The organism is Agrobacterium tumefaciens (genome assembly GCF_013337285.1).
GTDB classification, from domain to species: domain Bacteria; phylum Pseudomonadota; class Alphaproteobacteria; order Rhizobiales; family Rhizobiaceae; genus Agrobacterium; species Agrobacterium burrii.
On sequence record NZ_SUPW01000003.1, the window covers coordinates 125,740 to 141,916 of the forward strand.

The following is a 16,177-nucleotide window of genomic DNA, read 5'->3' on the forward strand; positions in this document are numbered from 1 at the left end:
TCACTATGGAGTGAGAACGAGAGGATAGGCACACGGTTACGTGAATTCAATCACCTGTTGGGCGACTGTTATCTTCAATCCACGTCGGGATCGTATTCCCTCGGGCTGTCATCCCTAGAGAACAACACGCAGGGTCCGCGGGAACCGCGCGGATCATAGGCATAACCCTTGGCCGTCAGCGCCTGCATGATATCACGGACCCCGGCGAGGCCATAAAGATGGTCGTGCAACTCGACGAATATGCGCTCCACACCGGTCAGATCGGCTCTACCGAGCAGGTCGCGCTCGGCGCCTTCGATATCCATCACGAGGGCGGTAATGCCGTGGCTGGCAATAAACTCGTCGATATTTTCGGAGGAGATTTCGATGCGCTGTTCATAAGGTCCCTGATTTTCGTCCATGGAGGACATCCAGAGATCCTTGCGGACGTAGAAAGGATAGGTGCTCGGCGCATCGGCAGTGAGAAGCCCCTGTGAAAACACGACATTGCCGCGGCAATTGGCCTCGAGTACCCGTTCTGCCAGCGCCGCCGTCGAAGGATTGGCTTCGAAAGCCCACACCGAAACATCGTCTATGCCGGCGATGATGGAGGTGATGATGCCGATGCCGGACCCCAGTTCCAGCACGCGGTCGCCGGGTTTGATGGCTTTCAGGACGCTGCGGGCCTCCTTGGCCTCATAGCTGCCGTCGGTCAGCGCCTGCCAGATGACGGGTGACACCTCATCGGAAGAAAGAGGCAGGGCAACTCCATGCACGTCCAGTATTTCCATGTCTCAAGCCTTTTCGCAAAACCCGGTCGTTTTCACCAGAACGATCCCGTATCGACCGGGAATGCTCTACAGCATCGGTGCAGCAACCGGTATCGGTTTTAGCAGGAACCGATGCATCCGGTTAAAATTTCGATACGCTTGGGATGACACAAAAACGGGGATTTCAGACGGAACTCCAGAACACCAGTTCCTTGGCCGGCAACGGCCTGCTGATCAGATAACCCTGCACCTGATCGCACCCCAGACGTCTGACGCATTCATATTGCTCTTCCGTCTCGATGCCTTCGGCAATCGTGGTCATCCGCAGACTACGGCCCACCCCGACCACAAATTCGACGATCGCCAGCGCGTCACGGTCGCTGGTAATATCGCGCAGGAAGGACCGGTCGATCTTGATCTTGTCGAAGGGTACGCCGCGCAAATTCGCGAGCGAGGAATAACCTGTACCAAAATCATCCATGGCGATCTTGATGCCGACATCCTTCAGCCGGGTCAGCGTATTGATCGTCTGGTCGCTCTTGTTCAACAGGATCGATTCGGTGATCTCAAGCTCAAGCCGGCTCGGCTCCAGCCCGCTTTTTTCAAGAGCACCCATGACGTTCTGGATGAGGTTGGTGCTGTGAAACTGAACCGGTGACAGATTGACCGCCACTTTCATGTCCTCGTCCCAGCCCATCGCCTCACGGCAGGCGGTCTCCATCACCCATTTTCCGAGCGAATGGATAAGTCCGGTTCGTTCCGCAACGGGAATGAACACGCTGGGCGGTACATCCCCCCGCACGGGATGCTTCCAGCGCAAAAGTGCCTCGAAACCGCAGAGCTTGCGTGTCTGCGTCGCCACCTGCGGCTGGTAATAGACTTCCATCTCATCATTCTGCAGCGCCGTCTGCAGATCGGCCTCGAAGGATTTCTTTTCGGTCAGCTGCTTCTGCATACGGACCTTGAAAACACTCGCCCGGCCCGGGCCGATGGCCTTTGCCTCATAAAGAGCCAGATCCGCGCGCTTGAACAATTCGTCCGCATCGACTGTGCCATGCGATATGGCGATGCCGATGCAGGTGCCGATTTTGACTTCCTGCTCGCCAAGCTGGTAGGTGCGGCTGATCTGGTCGATGAGCTTGGAGGCAAGGCGGCGGGCCGTATCCTCGTTAAGGTCATCGGACACCACGGCGAATTCGTCGCCGCCCAGCCGGCACACCATGTCGTAATCGCCGCTAATGCCGGAAAGACGCTGCGCCACGGCCTGAAGCAGCGCATCGCCCGCATCGTGACCAAGCGTATCGTTGACGTCCTTGAAACCATCGAGATCAAGCAGAAGGATCGCCGTCGTTCCTGTCCCGCCGAAGGATCGGCGCAACCTCTCGATCAATTCCTGGCGGAACAATGCCCGGTTGGGCAACCCCGTCAGCGCGTCGTGATAAGCGTCATGTTCCAGCCGGACATTCTTCGCCTGCAACTCCAGCGTGGCGGCGCGCAGGTCGTCCGTCAGGCCGCGCATGCTTTTCTGCGCCCGGTTCAACAGGTCGTTCTGGCGAAGCAGCAATATGACAAGCGCGATGCCGCACAGAATGAGGCCACCCGCCAGCGCGGTATAGACGATGTGCAGCTTGCGCACATCCTCATGGGCCGTATCTATGAGATTGACATCATAAGCCACTGATGACGAGGCCAATGTCGTCATCGGCGCATCGAGCGCGCTCATGGACGAGAGCAGATCCGGAACATCAGCCGGCGTCAGCTGGTTCATCTGCTGCTCCAGACGGGCCAAAACAGCGTCGAGGCGGGTTACGAGATCCCGCCACTGTTGTTTTTCATTGATGAAAGCCCCCAGATTGCCCTGTTTCAAAAGCTCCAGGCGGCTCAACATGATGTCCAGACGTAGCTGCAATTCGTCCCGGTCGAGCTTGCCGGGGCTTAGCGCGAATATGGCCAGCTTGTTCTGCAGGCGAAGATATTCCGCCACGGTCTGGCTGACAGCCCACGAATCGTTATAGCGGGCGAACTTTTGCAGAGCGGTTTGCCGCTCGGCAATGACGAAAGCGATATAGCCCGTTGCCAGGACGAAGCAACAGATGATCACCGCCACAAGTTTTCGCAAACGGCACCTTTATTCCACTATCAATTTGGCGACTTGCCAGGCGGACCGCGAATAATAGGTCTGCTTCTGCAATTCCGGGTCGCTGTCATAGGGGTAGATGACGAACAACGGACCCTTTTCTCGAACTGTCATGTAGTTGCCATCCAGTTTGATCGCCAGAATAACGTTAAATTTCTTAAAATCCTCAACCGGTATCGTGCTGACATAATCATTGAGAGCGACCGCCGTGATGCTGGTGCCCGTCGCGCCGACGACGTCCATCAATTTTGCCAGCGAAACACCATCGAAACGGACGCGGCCATCATGCCATGGCGTCGTCGTCTCCACCGTCACCATGCCAAGCGCCTCCAGCATGTCGCGATCGAACTTCGCGGCGCCGTCGGCGTTCGTATTGGTGATCTTTCCAGATATGGTTAATATCGGCTTGCCTTGCGGTTTGGCAATCGTTCCGGCTTCGGCACAGGAAAGCCACACGAGCGACAAGAACGCACTAAGAAGTACCCGGGCGAAACTCATACTTTTTCTCCATCGATAACGTTCACGTCGAAGGTTTTCGCCAACCGCTGATGGTCAAGGGAACCGACGTAAGCACTATATATCAGGAACGGATGTTATATCCTCACTGAGATTTTATCCGTATTTTCTCTAGGTTTTGAGTAAACCCTTTGGATAATTTTTCCGTCTTATTTGTACTTTTTTACGTTTCGCGCACTGTTATGACGCAGGCGAACCTCACTAATGCCGTCTCATCAAATTCGTCCGGCGCGACGAAGGCCAAATTGTGGCGGGAGCTTTCCTGCTCACATGGAGAAACATGTGATTCGCGCGAGCCGGAGGTTGTGGCCGGAAATCCGGCATCGGCGTGCAGGCTAGACCGAAATGACAAAAGACAAGTTCCACGTCACAGAAAAATCATCGCCTTTGCCGGAGCCGACGGTTGAAACATACCGCGTGGAACTTAATATAAAGACTGTCGTTTCCGTTTCCGGCAATTCCAGAATCCTCCGCCGGAAATGTCCAGGCACAAGTTCTGCGCAGCGAAAGCCGCGATGCCGGATATCGTCCGGCCAGGAAAATTCTGTTCACGTCTCCGGGTCGGACGGCATCCGCCGTATCGGCCGCATCATGAAGGTAGCCCCTATGCACACCTATCCCGACATCAAACTTCTCATTGATGGCGAATGGCGAGACGCCGTTTCCGGCAAGACGATCGCCGTGTCCGATCCGGCAACCGACGAGATCATCGGCGCAATCGCCCACGCAGAGAAGGAAGACCTCGATCTCGCACTTGCAGCCGCTGACCGTGGCTTCAAGGTGTGGCGCGACACCTCGCCCTTCGAGCGTTCGAAGATCATGCGCAAGGCCGCGGATATCCTGCGCGAGCGCAAGGACAGGATCGCCTATATGATGACCCGCGAGCAGGGCAAGCCGCTGGCGCAATCCGGTACCGAAATCATGGGGGCCGCCGATACCATCGACTGGTTCGCCGAAGAAGCACGCCGCACCTATGGCCAGGTTATCCCGGCGCGCGCGGCCGGCGTTTCGCAGCTTGCCATCAAGCTGCCGGTCGGTCCCGTTGCGGCGTTTACGCCGTGGAACTTTCCGATCAACCAGATCGTCCGCAAGCTTTCCGCAGCGCTCGCCACCGGCTGCTCCATCATCGTCAAGGCGCCGGAAGAAACCCCGGCATCGCCGGCAGAACTCATCCGCGCCTTCGTGGATGCCGGCGTGCCGGCGGGCGTCATCGGCCTCGTTTACGGCGTTCCATCAGAGATTTCGGAATATCTGATCCCGCATCCGATCATCCGCAAGATTTCCTTCACCGGCTCCACACCGATCGGCAAGCACCTCGCGGCGCTGGCCGGCAAGCACATGAAGCGCGCTACGATGGAACTCGGCGGCCATGCGCCGGTGATGATCTTTAATGACGCCGATATCGAAAAAGCGATCGAGGTGACTTCGCTTTCGAAGTTTCGCAATGCCGGACAGGTCTGCGTCGCTCCCACCCGCTTCCTCGTGCAGGACGGCGTGGCCGACCGTTTCCTTGAAGGTTTCGTGGAGGCCACGAAGGCAATCAAGGTCGGCAACGGGCTGGAAGACGGTGTCATCATGGGTCCGCTCGCCAATGAGCGGCGTATTCCCGCACTGGAAGGTCTCATCAGCGACGCGGTTTCCCATGGCGGCGAATTGAAGACCGGCGGCCGCCGCATCGGCAACAAGGGCAATTTCTTCGAGCCGACGGTTCTGGCCAACGTGCCGACCACCGCCAAAATCATGAATGACGAGCCCTTCGGCCCGGTCGCAATCATCAACCGTTTCTCGAGCTTCGACGATGCGATTGCAGAAGCGAACCGCCTGCCCTTCGGTCTTGCATCTTACGCCTTCACCGGCTCGGTCAAGACGGCACATGCGCTCGGCCATCAGGTAGAGGCCGGCATGCTGACCATCAACCATAACGGCCTTGCACTTCCCGAAGTCCCCTTCGGCGGCATCAAGGATTCCGGTTATGGCACGGAAGGCGGCTCGGAGGCCGTTCAGGCCTATCTGGAGACCCGCTTCATCAGCCAGATGAGCTGATTTGTACGAAAATCTCTTCTCCCCGCCGGGGAGAAGATGCCCCGAAGGGGTAGATGAGGGGGCAAGCTCTCCGAATAACTCTGGCCCTGCCCCCTCATCCCGCTGCCGCGACCTTCTCCCCGGCGGGGAGAAGAAGCGAGCCTTACCCACCCAGTCAGCCAGCACTCTCTGAAAGTTGCTCAGCCATAGCTTGCCTCCAGCCTCATCCTGCCCTAAAAGAACAAAAAGTGAACTTTGAGGGCGATATGAGCGACACGGCGGCACCGGCATTGAAGGAAATCTTCAACCGCGAAAAATTGCGACATATCGCCGATCAGACCAAAGCCGTTCACGGGCCTTTCGATGTGTCCGCCTTCATGGCGCTCGCAACGACAAACCTCGAGGCGCTTGGCATCATGCAACGCATGCGGCAGGTGGCGACCAGCCTGCATGCCACGTTGCCCGGCGACTATGCCCGTAACATCGAAATCCTGACCGCTGCAGCCCCCGGCATCGGCAATGGTTTTGCATCCATTTCGCTGCCGGAATATGTGGCGCTTTATGGTCTCGATGATTTCGATATTTCCATGCGGGCATTATCCTATTTCACCGGCTTCGGCTCCTCGGAATTCGCCATTCGTCATTTTTTGCAAAAGGATATCGCCCGTACCCTTGCCGTGATGGAAACATGGTCGCGGCACGAAAACGAGCATGTGCGGCGTCTGGCAAGCGAGGGCTGCCGGCCGCGCCTGCCCTGGTCGTTCCAGCTCAAACCGCTGATCGACGACCCATCGCCGGTGACCGCAATCCTCGACGCCATGAAAGCCGATGAGGCACTTTACGTCCGCAAATCCGTCGCCAACCACCTGAACGACATCACCAAGGACAATCCCGCCTTCGTGCTGGCGCTGATCGATACATGGCCAAAGGATAATCCGCATACGCGCTGGATCATGCGGCAGGCATTGCGCACGTTGATCAAGAAGGGTGACGCCGCCGCACTCTCCCATCTCGGCGCGCATAAGGAAGCGCAGATCGCGCTTGCCGCGTTTCAGGTCTCACCGGAGAAGGTTGTTCTCGGCAATCCGGTGCGGATTTCAGCCTCTTTCACCTCCGCGGCAAAGAGCCCGCAGAAGCTGGTGATCGATTACGCCGTGCATTACGTCAAGAAGAGCGGCGATGCCTCCGCGAAAGTCTTCAAATGGAAGGAGATCGAGCTTCAGCCGGGGGAAAGCTGCGCGCTGTCGATCAGCCGCGCCATGCGCGATTTCACCACCCGCAAGCACTATGCGGGTGTTCACAGGGTTGATCTCATGATCAATGGCAGATTGGCGGCCGAGGCCTCTTTCGAGCTTCTGATCTAAAGGCGGCGAGCGCCGCTTAAGCCGCCGGGAAAATCTTTGCCCGGCGGATAATGACTGAGCCACGGTCACCGGCGGCGACGTCATTTTCCGGCGGCACGTCGAATTCCAGGAGATCACCGCCATCGGTGCTGGCGATAACCCGCCGCTCACCCGCCCGGTCAAGAACCCGCGCCACCGAGGCCGGAATGCCTTCATGCAGGTCTTCCCACTCCAGATCGGAAGGACGGGCATAAATCTCGACGGCACCGTCTCCCTGAGTGTAGGAGAAGGGCAGCTCGTTGTCGCCGACATAGACCTTGCCGCCGCGCGCCACACCGGAGACCCGGTTGGCATCGCCGAGAAAGCGCATGACAAAAGCACTGTTTGGTTGGCGGCAGACCTTTTTTGGTGTGCCCTGTTGCACGATCTCACCCTGATTGAGAATGACGACACGGTCGGCAAGATCAAGCGCCTCTTCCTGATCATGCGTCACGAAAATCGTGGTGATACCGAGCGCATCGTGAATTTCACGCAGCCAGCGACGCAAATCGCGGCGGACATTGGCGTCCAGCGCGCCAAAAGGCTCATCCAGCAAAAGCACCTTGGGATCGACCGAAAGGGCGCGCGCCAGCGCCACGCGCTGCCGTTGCCCGCCGGATATCTGCGCCGGAAAACGATCCCCCAGACCATCGAGTTTGACGAGGTTCAGAAGCTCTTCAACGCGCGCGTCGATCGCTGGTTTGTCACGCTTGACCTTCGAGACCTTCAAGCCGAAGGCGATGTTTTCGTGCAGCGTCATATGCGGAAAAAGCGCGTAGTGCTGGAATACGAAACCCACGCCGCGATCGCGCACCGGAATATTGGTGGCGTCCTCGTCCCCAAACAGGATGCGGCCGCCATCGCTATATTCGAGACCCGCAACCATGCGCAAAATCGTCGTCTTGCCGGAGCCGGAAGGGCCGAGCAGCGCCAGAAGCTCGCCGCTTTCGATATCGAGTGAGACATCGCGCACGGCGCGGAAGGTATCGAAGGTCTTCACCACATTTTCGAGGCGGATTTTCATGGGAATCAGGTCTCCGTGGCGATGGCGGCATCGCCGTTGGTCTTTTTGCGCCCACGCCCGGCACCCCGCCGTTCCAACGCCACCTTGGCGATGATGGTGACGACGGCGAGCAAAGCAAGGATAGAGGCCGAGGCGAAGGCGCCCGCCGTCTGGTAATCGTGATAGAGCAGTTCGATATGCAGCGGCAGCGTGTTGGTCTGGCCGCGAATATTGCCTGACACGACGGATACCGCGCCGAACTCGCCCATTACACGGGCGTTGCAAAGCACAACACCATAAAGCAGTGCCCATTTGATATTCGGCAGCGTCACCGAAAAGAAAGTGCGCCAGCCGGATGCGCCAAGCGAGGTCGCCGCCTCTTCCAGATCACGGCCCTGCGCCTGCATCAGCGGTATCAGTTCACGCGCCACGAAAGGTGCCGTGACGAACATCGAGGCGATGACGATGCCGGGCAGTGCAAAGAGGATTTTGATGTTGTGCGCATCAAGGAACGGTCCGAACAGCCCCTGCAATCCGTAAACGAACAGATAAGCGACACCGGCAACAATGGGCGAGATGGAAAATGGTATTTCAATCAGCACCAACAGGAAGCGCCGGCCGGGAAAATCGAACTTGGTGATCGACCAAGCGGCCGCAACCCCGAAGGCGGTATTCACTGGCACGGCTATCAGCGCCGTCAGCACCGTGAGCATGATGGCGTGGCGGGTGTCGGGGTGGGTGATGGTGGCGGAATAGACCTTCCAGCCCTGCGAAAATGCCTCTACGCCGATGATGATCAGCGGTGCGACAACCAGCAAAGCGCCGATGACCAGCACGAAGGCGATCAGGCTGCGGCGAACCCAGTTTGCATCTCCGACGCGCGGCGGCTTGCGATGTTGGGAAAAGGCGCGCATGTCTAGCTCCTCACCGTATAACGCAGCGCGCGCGTCTGCAGGTAATTGGTCACCGCCAGCATAATGAAAGCGGTGATGAGCAGCACGGAAGCGATGGCGGCGGCGGCCTGATAGTCATATTCCTCCAGCCGGATGAAGACCAGCAATGCCGTGATTTCCGTCGAGAACGGCTGGTTGCCGGCAATGAAGATGATCGCCCCGAATTCGCCAAGGCTGCGGGCGAAGGAAAGCGACAGACCGGCCAGAAGAGCGGGCGTCAAGAGCGGCAGGATAACCTTGCGGAAAATTTCCATATCCGAACCGCCGAGCGATTGCGCCGCTTCCTCCAGCGCCGGATCGAGGTCTTCCAGCACCGGTTGCACGGTGCGCACGATGAAGGGCAGGCTGGTGAAAGCCATCGCCACCATGATTCCAACAGGCGTATAGGCCACCTTGATGCCGAGCGGCGCCAGCAGCGAACCGAACCAGCCATTGCCCGCAAACAGCGTCGTCAAGGCAATGCCGGCAACGGCAGTGGGAAGCGCAAAAGGCAAATCGACAATGGCATCAACGAGACGCCAGCCGGGAAAGCGGTATCGCGTCAGCACCCAGGCGAGCGCCAGTCCGAAAATGACATTGAACAGCGTGGCGGCCAGCGCGCAGAGCACGGTGACGCGATAACTGGCAACGGCGCGCGGCGAGGAGATAATCGCCCAATATTCGGCCGGCCCAAGGCTTGCCGCCTTAAACACCAGCGCCGAGAGCGGCAGAAGCACGATGATTGCAACGTAAGTCAGGGTAACGCCAAGGGACAATTTCAGCCCCGGCAGAACATTCCGCTTCAAACCCCCGCCCCCATTTCATCATGAAGCGACCCGGCAGTGTCCCGCCGGGTCGTTTTCAAGTTTTGTTTCGCTGTGATTAGCGGCTGCCGTAAAGCGTATCAAGCGTCGCGCCGGATGCAAAATGCTCTTTCTGGATTTTATTCCAGCCGCCGAAGACGTCATTGACGTTTACGAGACGGATGGCCGGAAAATCGCTCTTGAACTCGCCGACGACTTTTTCATCATGCACGCGGTGGCCGAACTGCGCCGCAATGCGCTGGCCTTCTTCCGTATAGAGGAAATCAAGGTAGCTCTTGGCCAGTTCACGCGAACCGCGCTTGTCGACCACCTTGTCCACAACCGCCACCGGAAATTCGGCCAGCAGGCTGACGGAAGGCACGACGCCCTCAACCTTGTCCTTGCCATATTGCTTGGCAATACCACGGGTCTCGGCCTCGAAGGTGATCAGCACGTCGCCGATTTCACGCTCCACGAAAGTGGTGGTGGCAGCACGGCCCCCGGTGTCGAAAACCGGCGTGTTGTCGAAGATTTTCTTGACGAATTCCTGAACCTTCTTCTCGTCACCGTTGAACTTCTCCTTGGCGTAAGCCGTGGCGGCGAGATAGGTGTAACGGGCGTTACCCGAGGTTTTCGGATTGGGGAAAACGACCTTCACGTCGTCGCGGGCAAGGTCGTCCCAATCCTTGATGCCCTTGGGATTACCGGCCCGCACGAGGAAGGACGGGAAGGAATAGAACGGCGAAGCGTCATTCGGGAAATCCTTCTGCCAGTCGGCGGAGACAAAACCCTGCTTCACCAGAAAATCGACATCGGTCACCTGATTGAAGGTAACGACATCGGCTTCCAGACCCTCAACGATGGCGCGTGCCTGCTTGGAGGTGCCGGCATGCGACTGATCGACAGTGATGCCCGGATGCTGTTTGATGAACGCCTCGTTCTCGGCCGCAAAAACTTCACGGGCGACATCGTAAGATGCGTTGAGAATAGTGGTCGGAGACTGCGCCTGCGCCGCGCCTGCAAAAAGGGCGGCAATGGCAGTGCCGATAATGAGAAGACGTTTCATGAATACCCCCGGAAAATCGAATGGTCCTCAACATAGAGGGCGGAGGCAACTCCGGCGAGAAACAGTCGTGCTTTACGGGATCATGAATTGGAAATTTCACCCAAAGAACAAAATTTCTACAGGCGATAATTTCATATATGGCGACAAGGCGGATTTCTTTTGCGTCAGGCTAGAGACGATGTTCGGGAAACAGATTGCCGGAATGATCAACAAGGTAGCGTGAAATATCCTCCTCGCGCACTTCTTCCAGCCGCCCCGGACGCCAGCGGGGATTACGGTCCTTGTCGACCAAGGCCGCACGCACGCCTTCGTAAAAATCATGCTGGCGCAATATCTCGGTGCCGGCGGCAAACTCCCGCTCCAGGCACTCGATCAGGCTTGCACTTTCGCGGCCAAGCCGCAGAAGCTTCAGTGTCAGTTTAAGGCTGGTGGGAGAGCGTTTTTGCAGAACTTCAAGCGTTTCTCGCGAAAAGGCATCGTCCCGCGCGGAAAGGGCGGCGAAAATTTCCTCGACCGTATCGAAACGGAATGTCGCATCGATGATATCCCGGTTTGCAGCCAGTATGCCTTCACCCTCATCAGTGGCATAGGCCGCTATCGCTGCCTCCAAACCTTCGACATCCGTCGTTTGCGACAGATCCTGCACCAGAGCTTCGAGACGGTCCGAGGGGACGAAATAATCGGCAAACCCGGCATAGATCGCGTCGGCAGCGGTAACGGCGTTGCCGGTCAGCCCCAGCCACGTGCCGCACTCGCCCGGCGCCTTCGGCAAAAGCCAGGAACCGCCAACATCCGGGAAATAACCGATACCCGTTTCCGGCATGGCGAGCCTTGTGCGCTCGGTGACGATGCGGTGGCTGCCATGCGCGGAAATGCCGACGCCGCCACCCATGACGATGCCATCCATCAACGCCACATAGGGTTTGCCAAAACGGGCGATCCGATAGTTGAGCGGAAACTCCTCGCGCCAGAAATCAAGCACCTGCGGGTCACCGGCCTTGCCGAGATCATGAATGATGCGGACATCGCCGCCGGCGCAAAGCCCTTTTTCGCCCTCCCCCGTCAGCACGACGCAGGAAATGCCGGGATCGTCCTCGAAACGCTGAAGCGCCTGGAACAGGGTGCGCACCATCGGCAACGTCAGGCTGTTGATGGCTTTCGGACGGTTAAGGCTGATGATGCCGGCTCCTTGCCGTCTCTCGACGATGACCTGTACCTCCGCTTCGGTTCCCAGTTCCAATCTCGCCTCCTCCGCTGCCGGTTCTCCGCCCATCTTGGCGGCCTTGGCGCAATCACGCAACGTTGATCTTGTCGTATGGGAACGTCTTTCGCTTAAACCGCTTTCCCAGGCGTAAAATGCCTGAAATCCGCTTTCGCAATGCAGCATGTTTGCTTGACGCCCGGAAGATGATGGCATGTAATGGGTTCTGGAAATGCCGGCATTGATTCCTGTCGAGCGTGTGCCGGACCAAGCGAAATGTCGCCTTCTCAAAGGCGCTGTAAACAGCAACGGGAGACGAGCATGCAGGTTTCGGAAAACGAGTGGATCAGCAAACGCGCCTATACACTCTGGGAAAAAGAAGGCCACCCTCACGGCCGCGATGCGGCACATTGGGAACAGGCAAAACATGAATTTTCACTTCTGAAGACATCGGAAGCGACGAAACCCGCGCAGCGCAAGAAGGCAGCTCCCAAAGCCGTCTCCGCTGATGCCGCCGCACCGGATGCAGAAGCCCCGGCGAAACCCAAAGCCCGCGCTCGCAAGGCTGCCGCTGCGAAATAAAGACCCACACATAGTCATCTGAAGCAGCAAATGAAAAAGCCCGACGAAATCTCGCCGGGCTTTGTCTGTTTAGCGGGCGTCGCAGCCCGGATCGCCGATCCTGCAACCGCCCTGGAAGTTCTCCGAGCCAGGCGCGCGGCGCTGCTCGTCCCACTGGCGGCGTTCAGGGCGGCGCTGGCCTTCATCCTGATTTTGCTGACGGTCGCGGTTGCGGTCCCGGTTATCATCTTCGACGCGGGGGCGATTGTCCTCACGGCGCGGCCTGTCGCCCTGATTTCTGTCACCCTGATTGCGATCACCCTGGTTCCAATCGCCATAACGGCGCTCCCAGCGGCCGTCATTCGGTCCGCCGCCCTGGCGCGGATCACGCGATTCATCGCGGCGGCCGTCGCGCCAGTCGTCCCGGCGGCCATCACGCCAATCGTCGCGCGGACGTGGGCGGTCCCAGTCTGCGCGCGGTGGCGGCGGTGCGGCATTCCAGTAACCGCCGGAGGGGCGACGCCAGCGATCACGCTCGCGGTAAAAATCGCGGTCGCGGTAATAACGGTCCCAATAACGACCGGCTTCGAAGGTGATGATCGGCACGCCGAGATCGCGGTAATAACGCGGCTCGACATAGACCCGGTTCTGCCGGTAGGTCGTTTCGATATAGCGCCCGGCAACCCAGCCGCGACCAGCAACGAAGGACACGTCGCACCACGGCGTATCCGAGAGGCAGCCATGCACCGTGAGCGGTGCGCCGTTCGGGATCACGACGACGGCCGGATAAGCCGTGCTCGGGCCGGAGCGCATATTCACGTTCGCTGTGGCAAAGCCGCGTGTCGCGGCTTCGGCAAGTGCCGGCGCGGCGAGCATGGCCACCAGCGCAATTGCGCCAAACAGTTTTCTCTTCACTTCTTTCTCCTCAGGCAAAGGCCCGCTTTGCCCTTGTCGGCATCCATCGTCTTCGATGGACGAGTATGCGTTCCGCATACTGCCACGATCGGAAAATACGCGTCTCTCCATGAACGCAGCATGAAACAAATGAGGCGCCGTATCAGTTCCACCTGCGGCATTGCGCGCCCGACAAATTGCCAGCGGAATGGCCCGTCGGTCTTGACTTCGGGGGGCAATCATCCGACTTCAGTGCAACAGCAATATGGAGCAGAACCATGAGCGAAACCGCACAGACGACCGTCGACCAGAGCGAAGTGGATCGTTTCTCCGCGATGGCTGCCGAATGGTGGAGCCCAACGGGCAAGTTCCGCCCGCTGCACAAGTTCAATCCGGTGCGGCTGGAATATATCCGCAACCGCGTCTGCGAGAATTTCGGCCGCGACCCGAAGGCGCATCGCCCGCTGGAAGGGTTGCGCGTGCTGGATATCGGCTGCGGCGGCGGTCTTCTCTCCGAGCCCGTAGCGCGCATGGGCGCCACCGTGGTGGGTGCCGATCCCTCGGAGAAGAACATCGGCATCGCCTCCACCCATGCGCGTGAAAGCGGTGTCACAGTGGACTACCGCGCCGTAACCGCCGAACAGTTGCAGGAAGCGGGCGAAACCTTCGACGTCATCCTCAACATGGAGGTTGTGGAGCATGTGGCGAATGTCGATTTCTTCGTCACCACCTGCGCGAAAATGGTGCGCCCCGGCGGGCTGATGTTCGCCGCCACCATCAACCGCACGCTAAAAGCCCGGGCGCTCGCCATCTTCGCCGCCGAAAACGTGCTGCGCTGGCTGCCGCGCGGCACCCACCAATATGAGAAGCTGGTTCGCCCGGAAGAGCTTGAGCGGCCGATGGTGGCAAGCGGCATGGATATCATCCACCGCACCGGCGTCTTCTACAACGTGCTGCAGGATCGCTGGAATCTCTCGCCGGATATGGACGTCAACTACATGATGCTGGCGAAACGGCCGGCATAAATCGGCATTCAGACTGGAATAGCCTGCACCGCCAACAGCAGTTCCTTTTGCCCGGCAGCATTTCTTGCGGCGATCTTCCGGACCTCGGCCCGGTCGATTTCAATCGGAGTTCCGTTCGCCGCGAAAGGCTGCTTGAAATTAAACGCCTGTGGCGACGGGCCGTGGTCGTGCAGATGCTCGAACCTTCTGACGGCATCTGTCCAGAGAGGATTATCCGCCGCGTCCACCCACCATAGAACAAGCGGCGGCCATTTCTGTGGAATATTCCAGTTGCGTCCGTGCTTCAGGGCCTCCGCATGCACACCGGAGTAGGAATACGCCATCAGCGATTCGAGATCGCGCCAGAGCGAAAAGGACGAAACACCGCTTGTCGCGCCGTTTTCCTTCAGGAAACGTGGGAAGACCTGCACGCCCCAGCTTGCGGGTCCGGGTTCGCCTTCGTAACCGGACCGGCCGATGAAACCTTCCGCGCGTTCGGCGGCCATGAAATTCAAAGGTTCGCGCCGGGCAAATCCGGCAACGGCGGGATCATCATAAGCGGCAATCTGTATTCCGAAATTATAGATTGCTAACCGCATAGCCAAACTCAGTTTATGTCGTCAGGTAAAGACGGCAGCGGCGCGATTTCTATGCCCTCGTCCAGCAAAGCCTTGGCTTCCTGCACGGAGGCATTGCCGATAATGCCGCGCTCGTCCGCCTCGCCATAATGGATTTTGCGGGCTTCTTCGGGGAATTTATCGCCGACATCCTCCGCATTGGCGCGGATATTGGCGACGGCCTCGCGGATTTTCGCAATCGCTTCTTTTTTCGCCGCGTCCATGGCGAGCGTCTGGCGTTCGTCTTTTTTACGGGCGGTGGAGACCGAAGGCGCCATCAGAAGTTTGGAGACCTGCACGGAATTGCAGACCGGACAGGACAGGAAACCGCGCTGCAACTGATTGTCGAAATCGTCGCTACCGGCAAACCAGCCTTCAAACTCATGGCCCTTCTCACAGGCCAGCGCATAACGGATCACGCCGCCTCACCTCCGGCAGGTTTCAGGAGAATAACCGTATCCAGCCCGAACTCGCGGGCATTGCGCAGATTGGGGATTTTTCCGCGCGCTGCCGCCACAAGAGACGTGTCGATCTCAGCGAAAATGATCTCTTCCCCCGCACCGCCGGCAATGGCCAGAACCTTGCCCCAGGGGTCGATGATGATGGAATGGCCGAAAGTTTCACGCCCATCTTCATGCACCCCGGCCTGTGCGGCGGCGATGACGAAAGCGCCGTTTTCAATGGCGCGGGCGCGCAGCAGAATTTCCCAATGGGCTTCCCCCGTCTGGCGGGTGAAGGCGGCAGGCACCGTCAGAATTTCGGCGCCGGCCAGCGCTTCTGCGCGGAAAAGCTGCGGGAAACGGACGTCATAGCAGATAGAAAAGCCAAATTTCGCCAGGGGAAGTTCGGCGATACGCGCCACTTCGCCGGGCTCATAGGCAGCGCTTTCACGCCAGCTTTCGCCATTATCGAGATCGACATCGAACATGTGGATCTTGTCGTAGCTGCAGATGCGCGAACCATCCGGCGCGAAGAGAAATCCGCGATTGGCAATCTTGCCATCCGGCCTGGCAATCGCCGTGGAGCCAATATGGACATGGATACCGAGTTCGCGCGCCAGCCTTGCGGCGGTGGCAACGATGATATCGCCATCGTCATCGCGCAGCTGGGCACGAAGCGCCTGTCTGTCCTTCTGGATCGCACCCGTCATTTCCGGGGTCTGGACATAAACAGCGCCTTCCGCCGCAGTGGCGCGCACCAGCCGTTCCATATCGGCGGCGTTTTTCGCTGGATCAACGCCGGAGCGCATCTGGATGGCAGCAACCTTGAAACTCATCACATCCTCCGTCG

General features: G+C 58.7%; 16 protein-coding genes. 4 read left to right on the top strand and 12 right to left on the bottom strand.

What is annotated here, in order from left to right:
• Positions 1 to 74: 74 nt before the first annotated feature.
• The 3 genes from FCH38_RS10690 to FCH38_RS10700 form a co-directional block, all read right to left on the bottom strand.
• On the bottom strand, positions 75 to 770 hold the full coding sequence (locus FCH38_RS10690) for an FkbM family methyltransferase (RefSeq protein ID WP_174373744.1): 696 nt from the start codon (positions 768 to 770) through the stop codon (positions 75 to 77).
• A gap of 163 nt (positions 771 to 933) precedes the next feature.
• The gene (locus FCH38_RS10695; RefSeq protein WP_309574338.1) at positions 934 to 2,856 is read right to left on the bottom strand and encodes a putative bifunctional diguanylate cyclase/phosphodiesterase; all 1,923 of its coding nucleotides are present in this window, start codon (positions 2,854 to 2,856) and stop codon (positions 934 to 936) included.
• A 21-nt stretch (positions 2,857 to 2,877) separates the two neighbouring features.
• The gene (locus FCH38_RS10700) at positions 2,878 to 3,384 is read right to left on the bottom strand and encodes an oxidoreductase (RefSeq protein WP_174373745.1); all 507 of its coding nucleotides are present in this window, start codon (positions 3,382 to 3,384) and stop codon (positions 2,878 to 2,880) included.
• Positions 3,385 to 4,008: 624 nt separating this feature from the next.
• Here FCH38_RS10700 and FCH38_RS10705 point away from each other — a divergent pair.
• Positions 4,009 to 5,445, top strand: coding sequence for an NAD-dependent succinate-semialdehyde dehydrogenase (locus FCH38_RS10705; protein WP_174373746.1), 1,437 nt, complete (start codon positions 4,009 to 4,011; stop codon positions 5,443 to 5,445).
• 245 nt (positions 5,446 to 5,690) lie between these two features.
• The gene (locus FCH38_RS10710; RefSeq protein WP_174373747.1) at positions 5,691 to 6,788 is read left to right on the top strand and encodes a DNA alkylation repair protein; all 1,098 of its coding nucleotides are present in this window, start codon (positions 5,691 to 5,693) and stop codon (positions 6,786 to 6,788) included.
• Between the two features lie 16 nt (positions 6,789 to 6,804).
• On the opposite strand, the gene FCH38_RS10715 is transcribed toward FCH38_RS10710, so the two are convergent.
• From FCH38_RS10715 to FCH38_RS10735, 5 genes are all read right to left on the bottom strand, one after another.
• A complete protein-coding gene (locus FCH38_RS10715) occupies positions 6,805 to 7,830 on the bottom strand; it encodes a sulfate/molybdate ABC transporter ATP-binding protein (protein WP_174373748.1) in 1,026 nt (341 codons plus the stop codon).
• A gap of 5 nt (positions 7,831 to 7,835) precedes the next feature.
• Positions 7,836 to 8,723: a sulfate ABC transporter permease subunit CysW gene (cysW, locus tag FCH38_RS10720; protein WP_174373749.1), complete on the bottom strand. Its 888-nt coding sequence runs from the start codon at positions 8,721 to 8,723 to the stop codon at positions 7,836 to 7,838.
• A 2-nt stretch (positions 8,724 to 8,725) separates the two neighbouring features.
• Complete coding sequence (gene cysT / locus FCH38_RS10725; RefSeq protein WP_174373750.1) at positions 8,726 to 9,547, bottom strand: sulfate ABC transporter permease subunit CysT; 822 nt, start codon at positions 9,545 to 9,547, stop codon at positions 8,726 to 8,728.
• Between the two features lie 76 nt (positions 9,548 to 9,623).
• Complete coding sequence (cysP, locus tag FCH38_RS10730; protein WP_149899362.1) at positions 9,624 to 10,610, bottom strand: thiosulfate ABC transporter substrate-binding protein CysP; 987 nt, start codon at positions 10,608 to 10,610, stop codon at positions 9,624 to 9,626.
• Between the two features lie 169 nt (positions 10,611 to 10,779).
• Positions 10,780 to 11,850 carry an enoyl-CoA hydratase/isomerase family protein gene (locus FCH38_RS10735; protein ID WP_174373751.1) on the bottom strand — a complete coding sequence of 357 codons (1,071 nt, stop codon included), beginning with the start codon at positions 11,848 to 11,850 and terminating at the stop codon, positions 10,780 to 10,782.
• Positions 11,851 to 12,132: 282 nt separating this feature from the next.
• Here FCH38_RS10735 and FCH38_RS10740 point away from each other — a divergent pair, with 282 nt between their 5' ends.
• Entirely contained in the window at positions 12,133 to 12,393 is a 261-nt protein-coding gene (locus FCH38_RS10740; RefSeq protein WP_153514546.1) for a DUF2934 domain-containing protein, read from the top strand.
• Positions 12,394 to 12,462: 69 nt separating this feature from the next.
• On the opposite strand, the gene FCH38_RS10745 is transcribed toward FCH38_RS10740, so the two are convergent.
• On the bottom strand, positions 12,463 to 13,287 hold the full coding sequence (locus tag FCH38_RS10745) for an SH3 domain-containing protein (protein WP_174373752.1): 825 nt from the start codon (positions 13,285 to 13,287) through the stop codon (positions 12,463 to 12,465).
• 257 nt (positions 13,288 to 13,544) lie between these two features.
• On the opposite strand from FCH38_RS10745, the gene ubiG reads away from it, so the two are divergent.
• Positions 13,545 to 14,291, top strand: a complete 747-nt coding sequence (ubiG, locus tag FCH38_RS10750) for a bifunctional 2-polyprenyl-6-hydroxyphenol methylase/3-demethylubiquinol 3-O-methyltransferase UbiG (RefSeq protein WP_142841419.1) — start codon at positions 13,545 to 13,547, stop codon at positions 14,289 to 14,291.
• A gap of 8 nt (positions 14,292 to 14,299) precedes the next feature.
• Here the strand turns inward: ubiG and FCH38_RS10755 are convergent, their stop codons facing one another.
• The 3 genes from FCH38_RS10755 to FCH38_RS10765 are packed head-to-tail and all read right to left on the bottom strand — an operon-like array spanning position 14,300 to position 16,163.
• On the bottom strand, positions 14,300 to 14,869 hold the full coding sequence (locus FCH38_RS10755; RefSeq protein ID WP_174373753.1) for a DUF3291 domain-containing protein: 570 nt from the start codon (positions 14,867 to 14,869) through the stop codon (positions 14,300 to 14,302).
• A gap of 8 nt (positions 14,870 to 14,877) precedes the next feature.
• The gene (locus tag FCH38_RS10760; protein ID WP_174373754.1) at positions 14,878 to 15,306 is read right to left on the bottom strand and encodes a DUF1178 family protein; all 429 of its coding nucleotides are present in this window, start codon (positions 15,304 to 15,306) and stop codon (positions 14,878 to 14,880) included.
• Positions 15,303 to 16,163: a carbon-nitrogen hydrolase family protein gene (locus FCH38_RS10765; protein WP_174373755.1), complete on the bottom strand. Its 861-nt coding sequence runs from the start codon at positions 16,161 to 16,163 to the stop codon at positions 15,303 to 15,305. Before FCH38_RS10765 ends, FCH38_RS10760 begins: the two co-directional genes overlap by 4 nt.
• Positions 16,164 to 16,177: the final 14 nt, after the last annotated feature.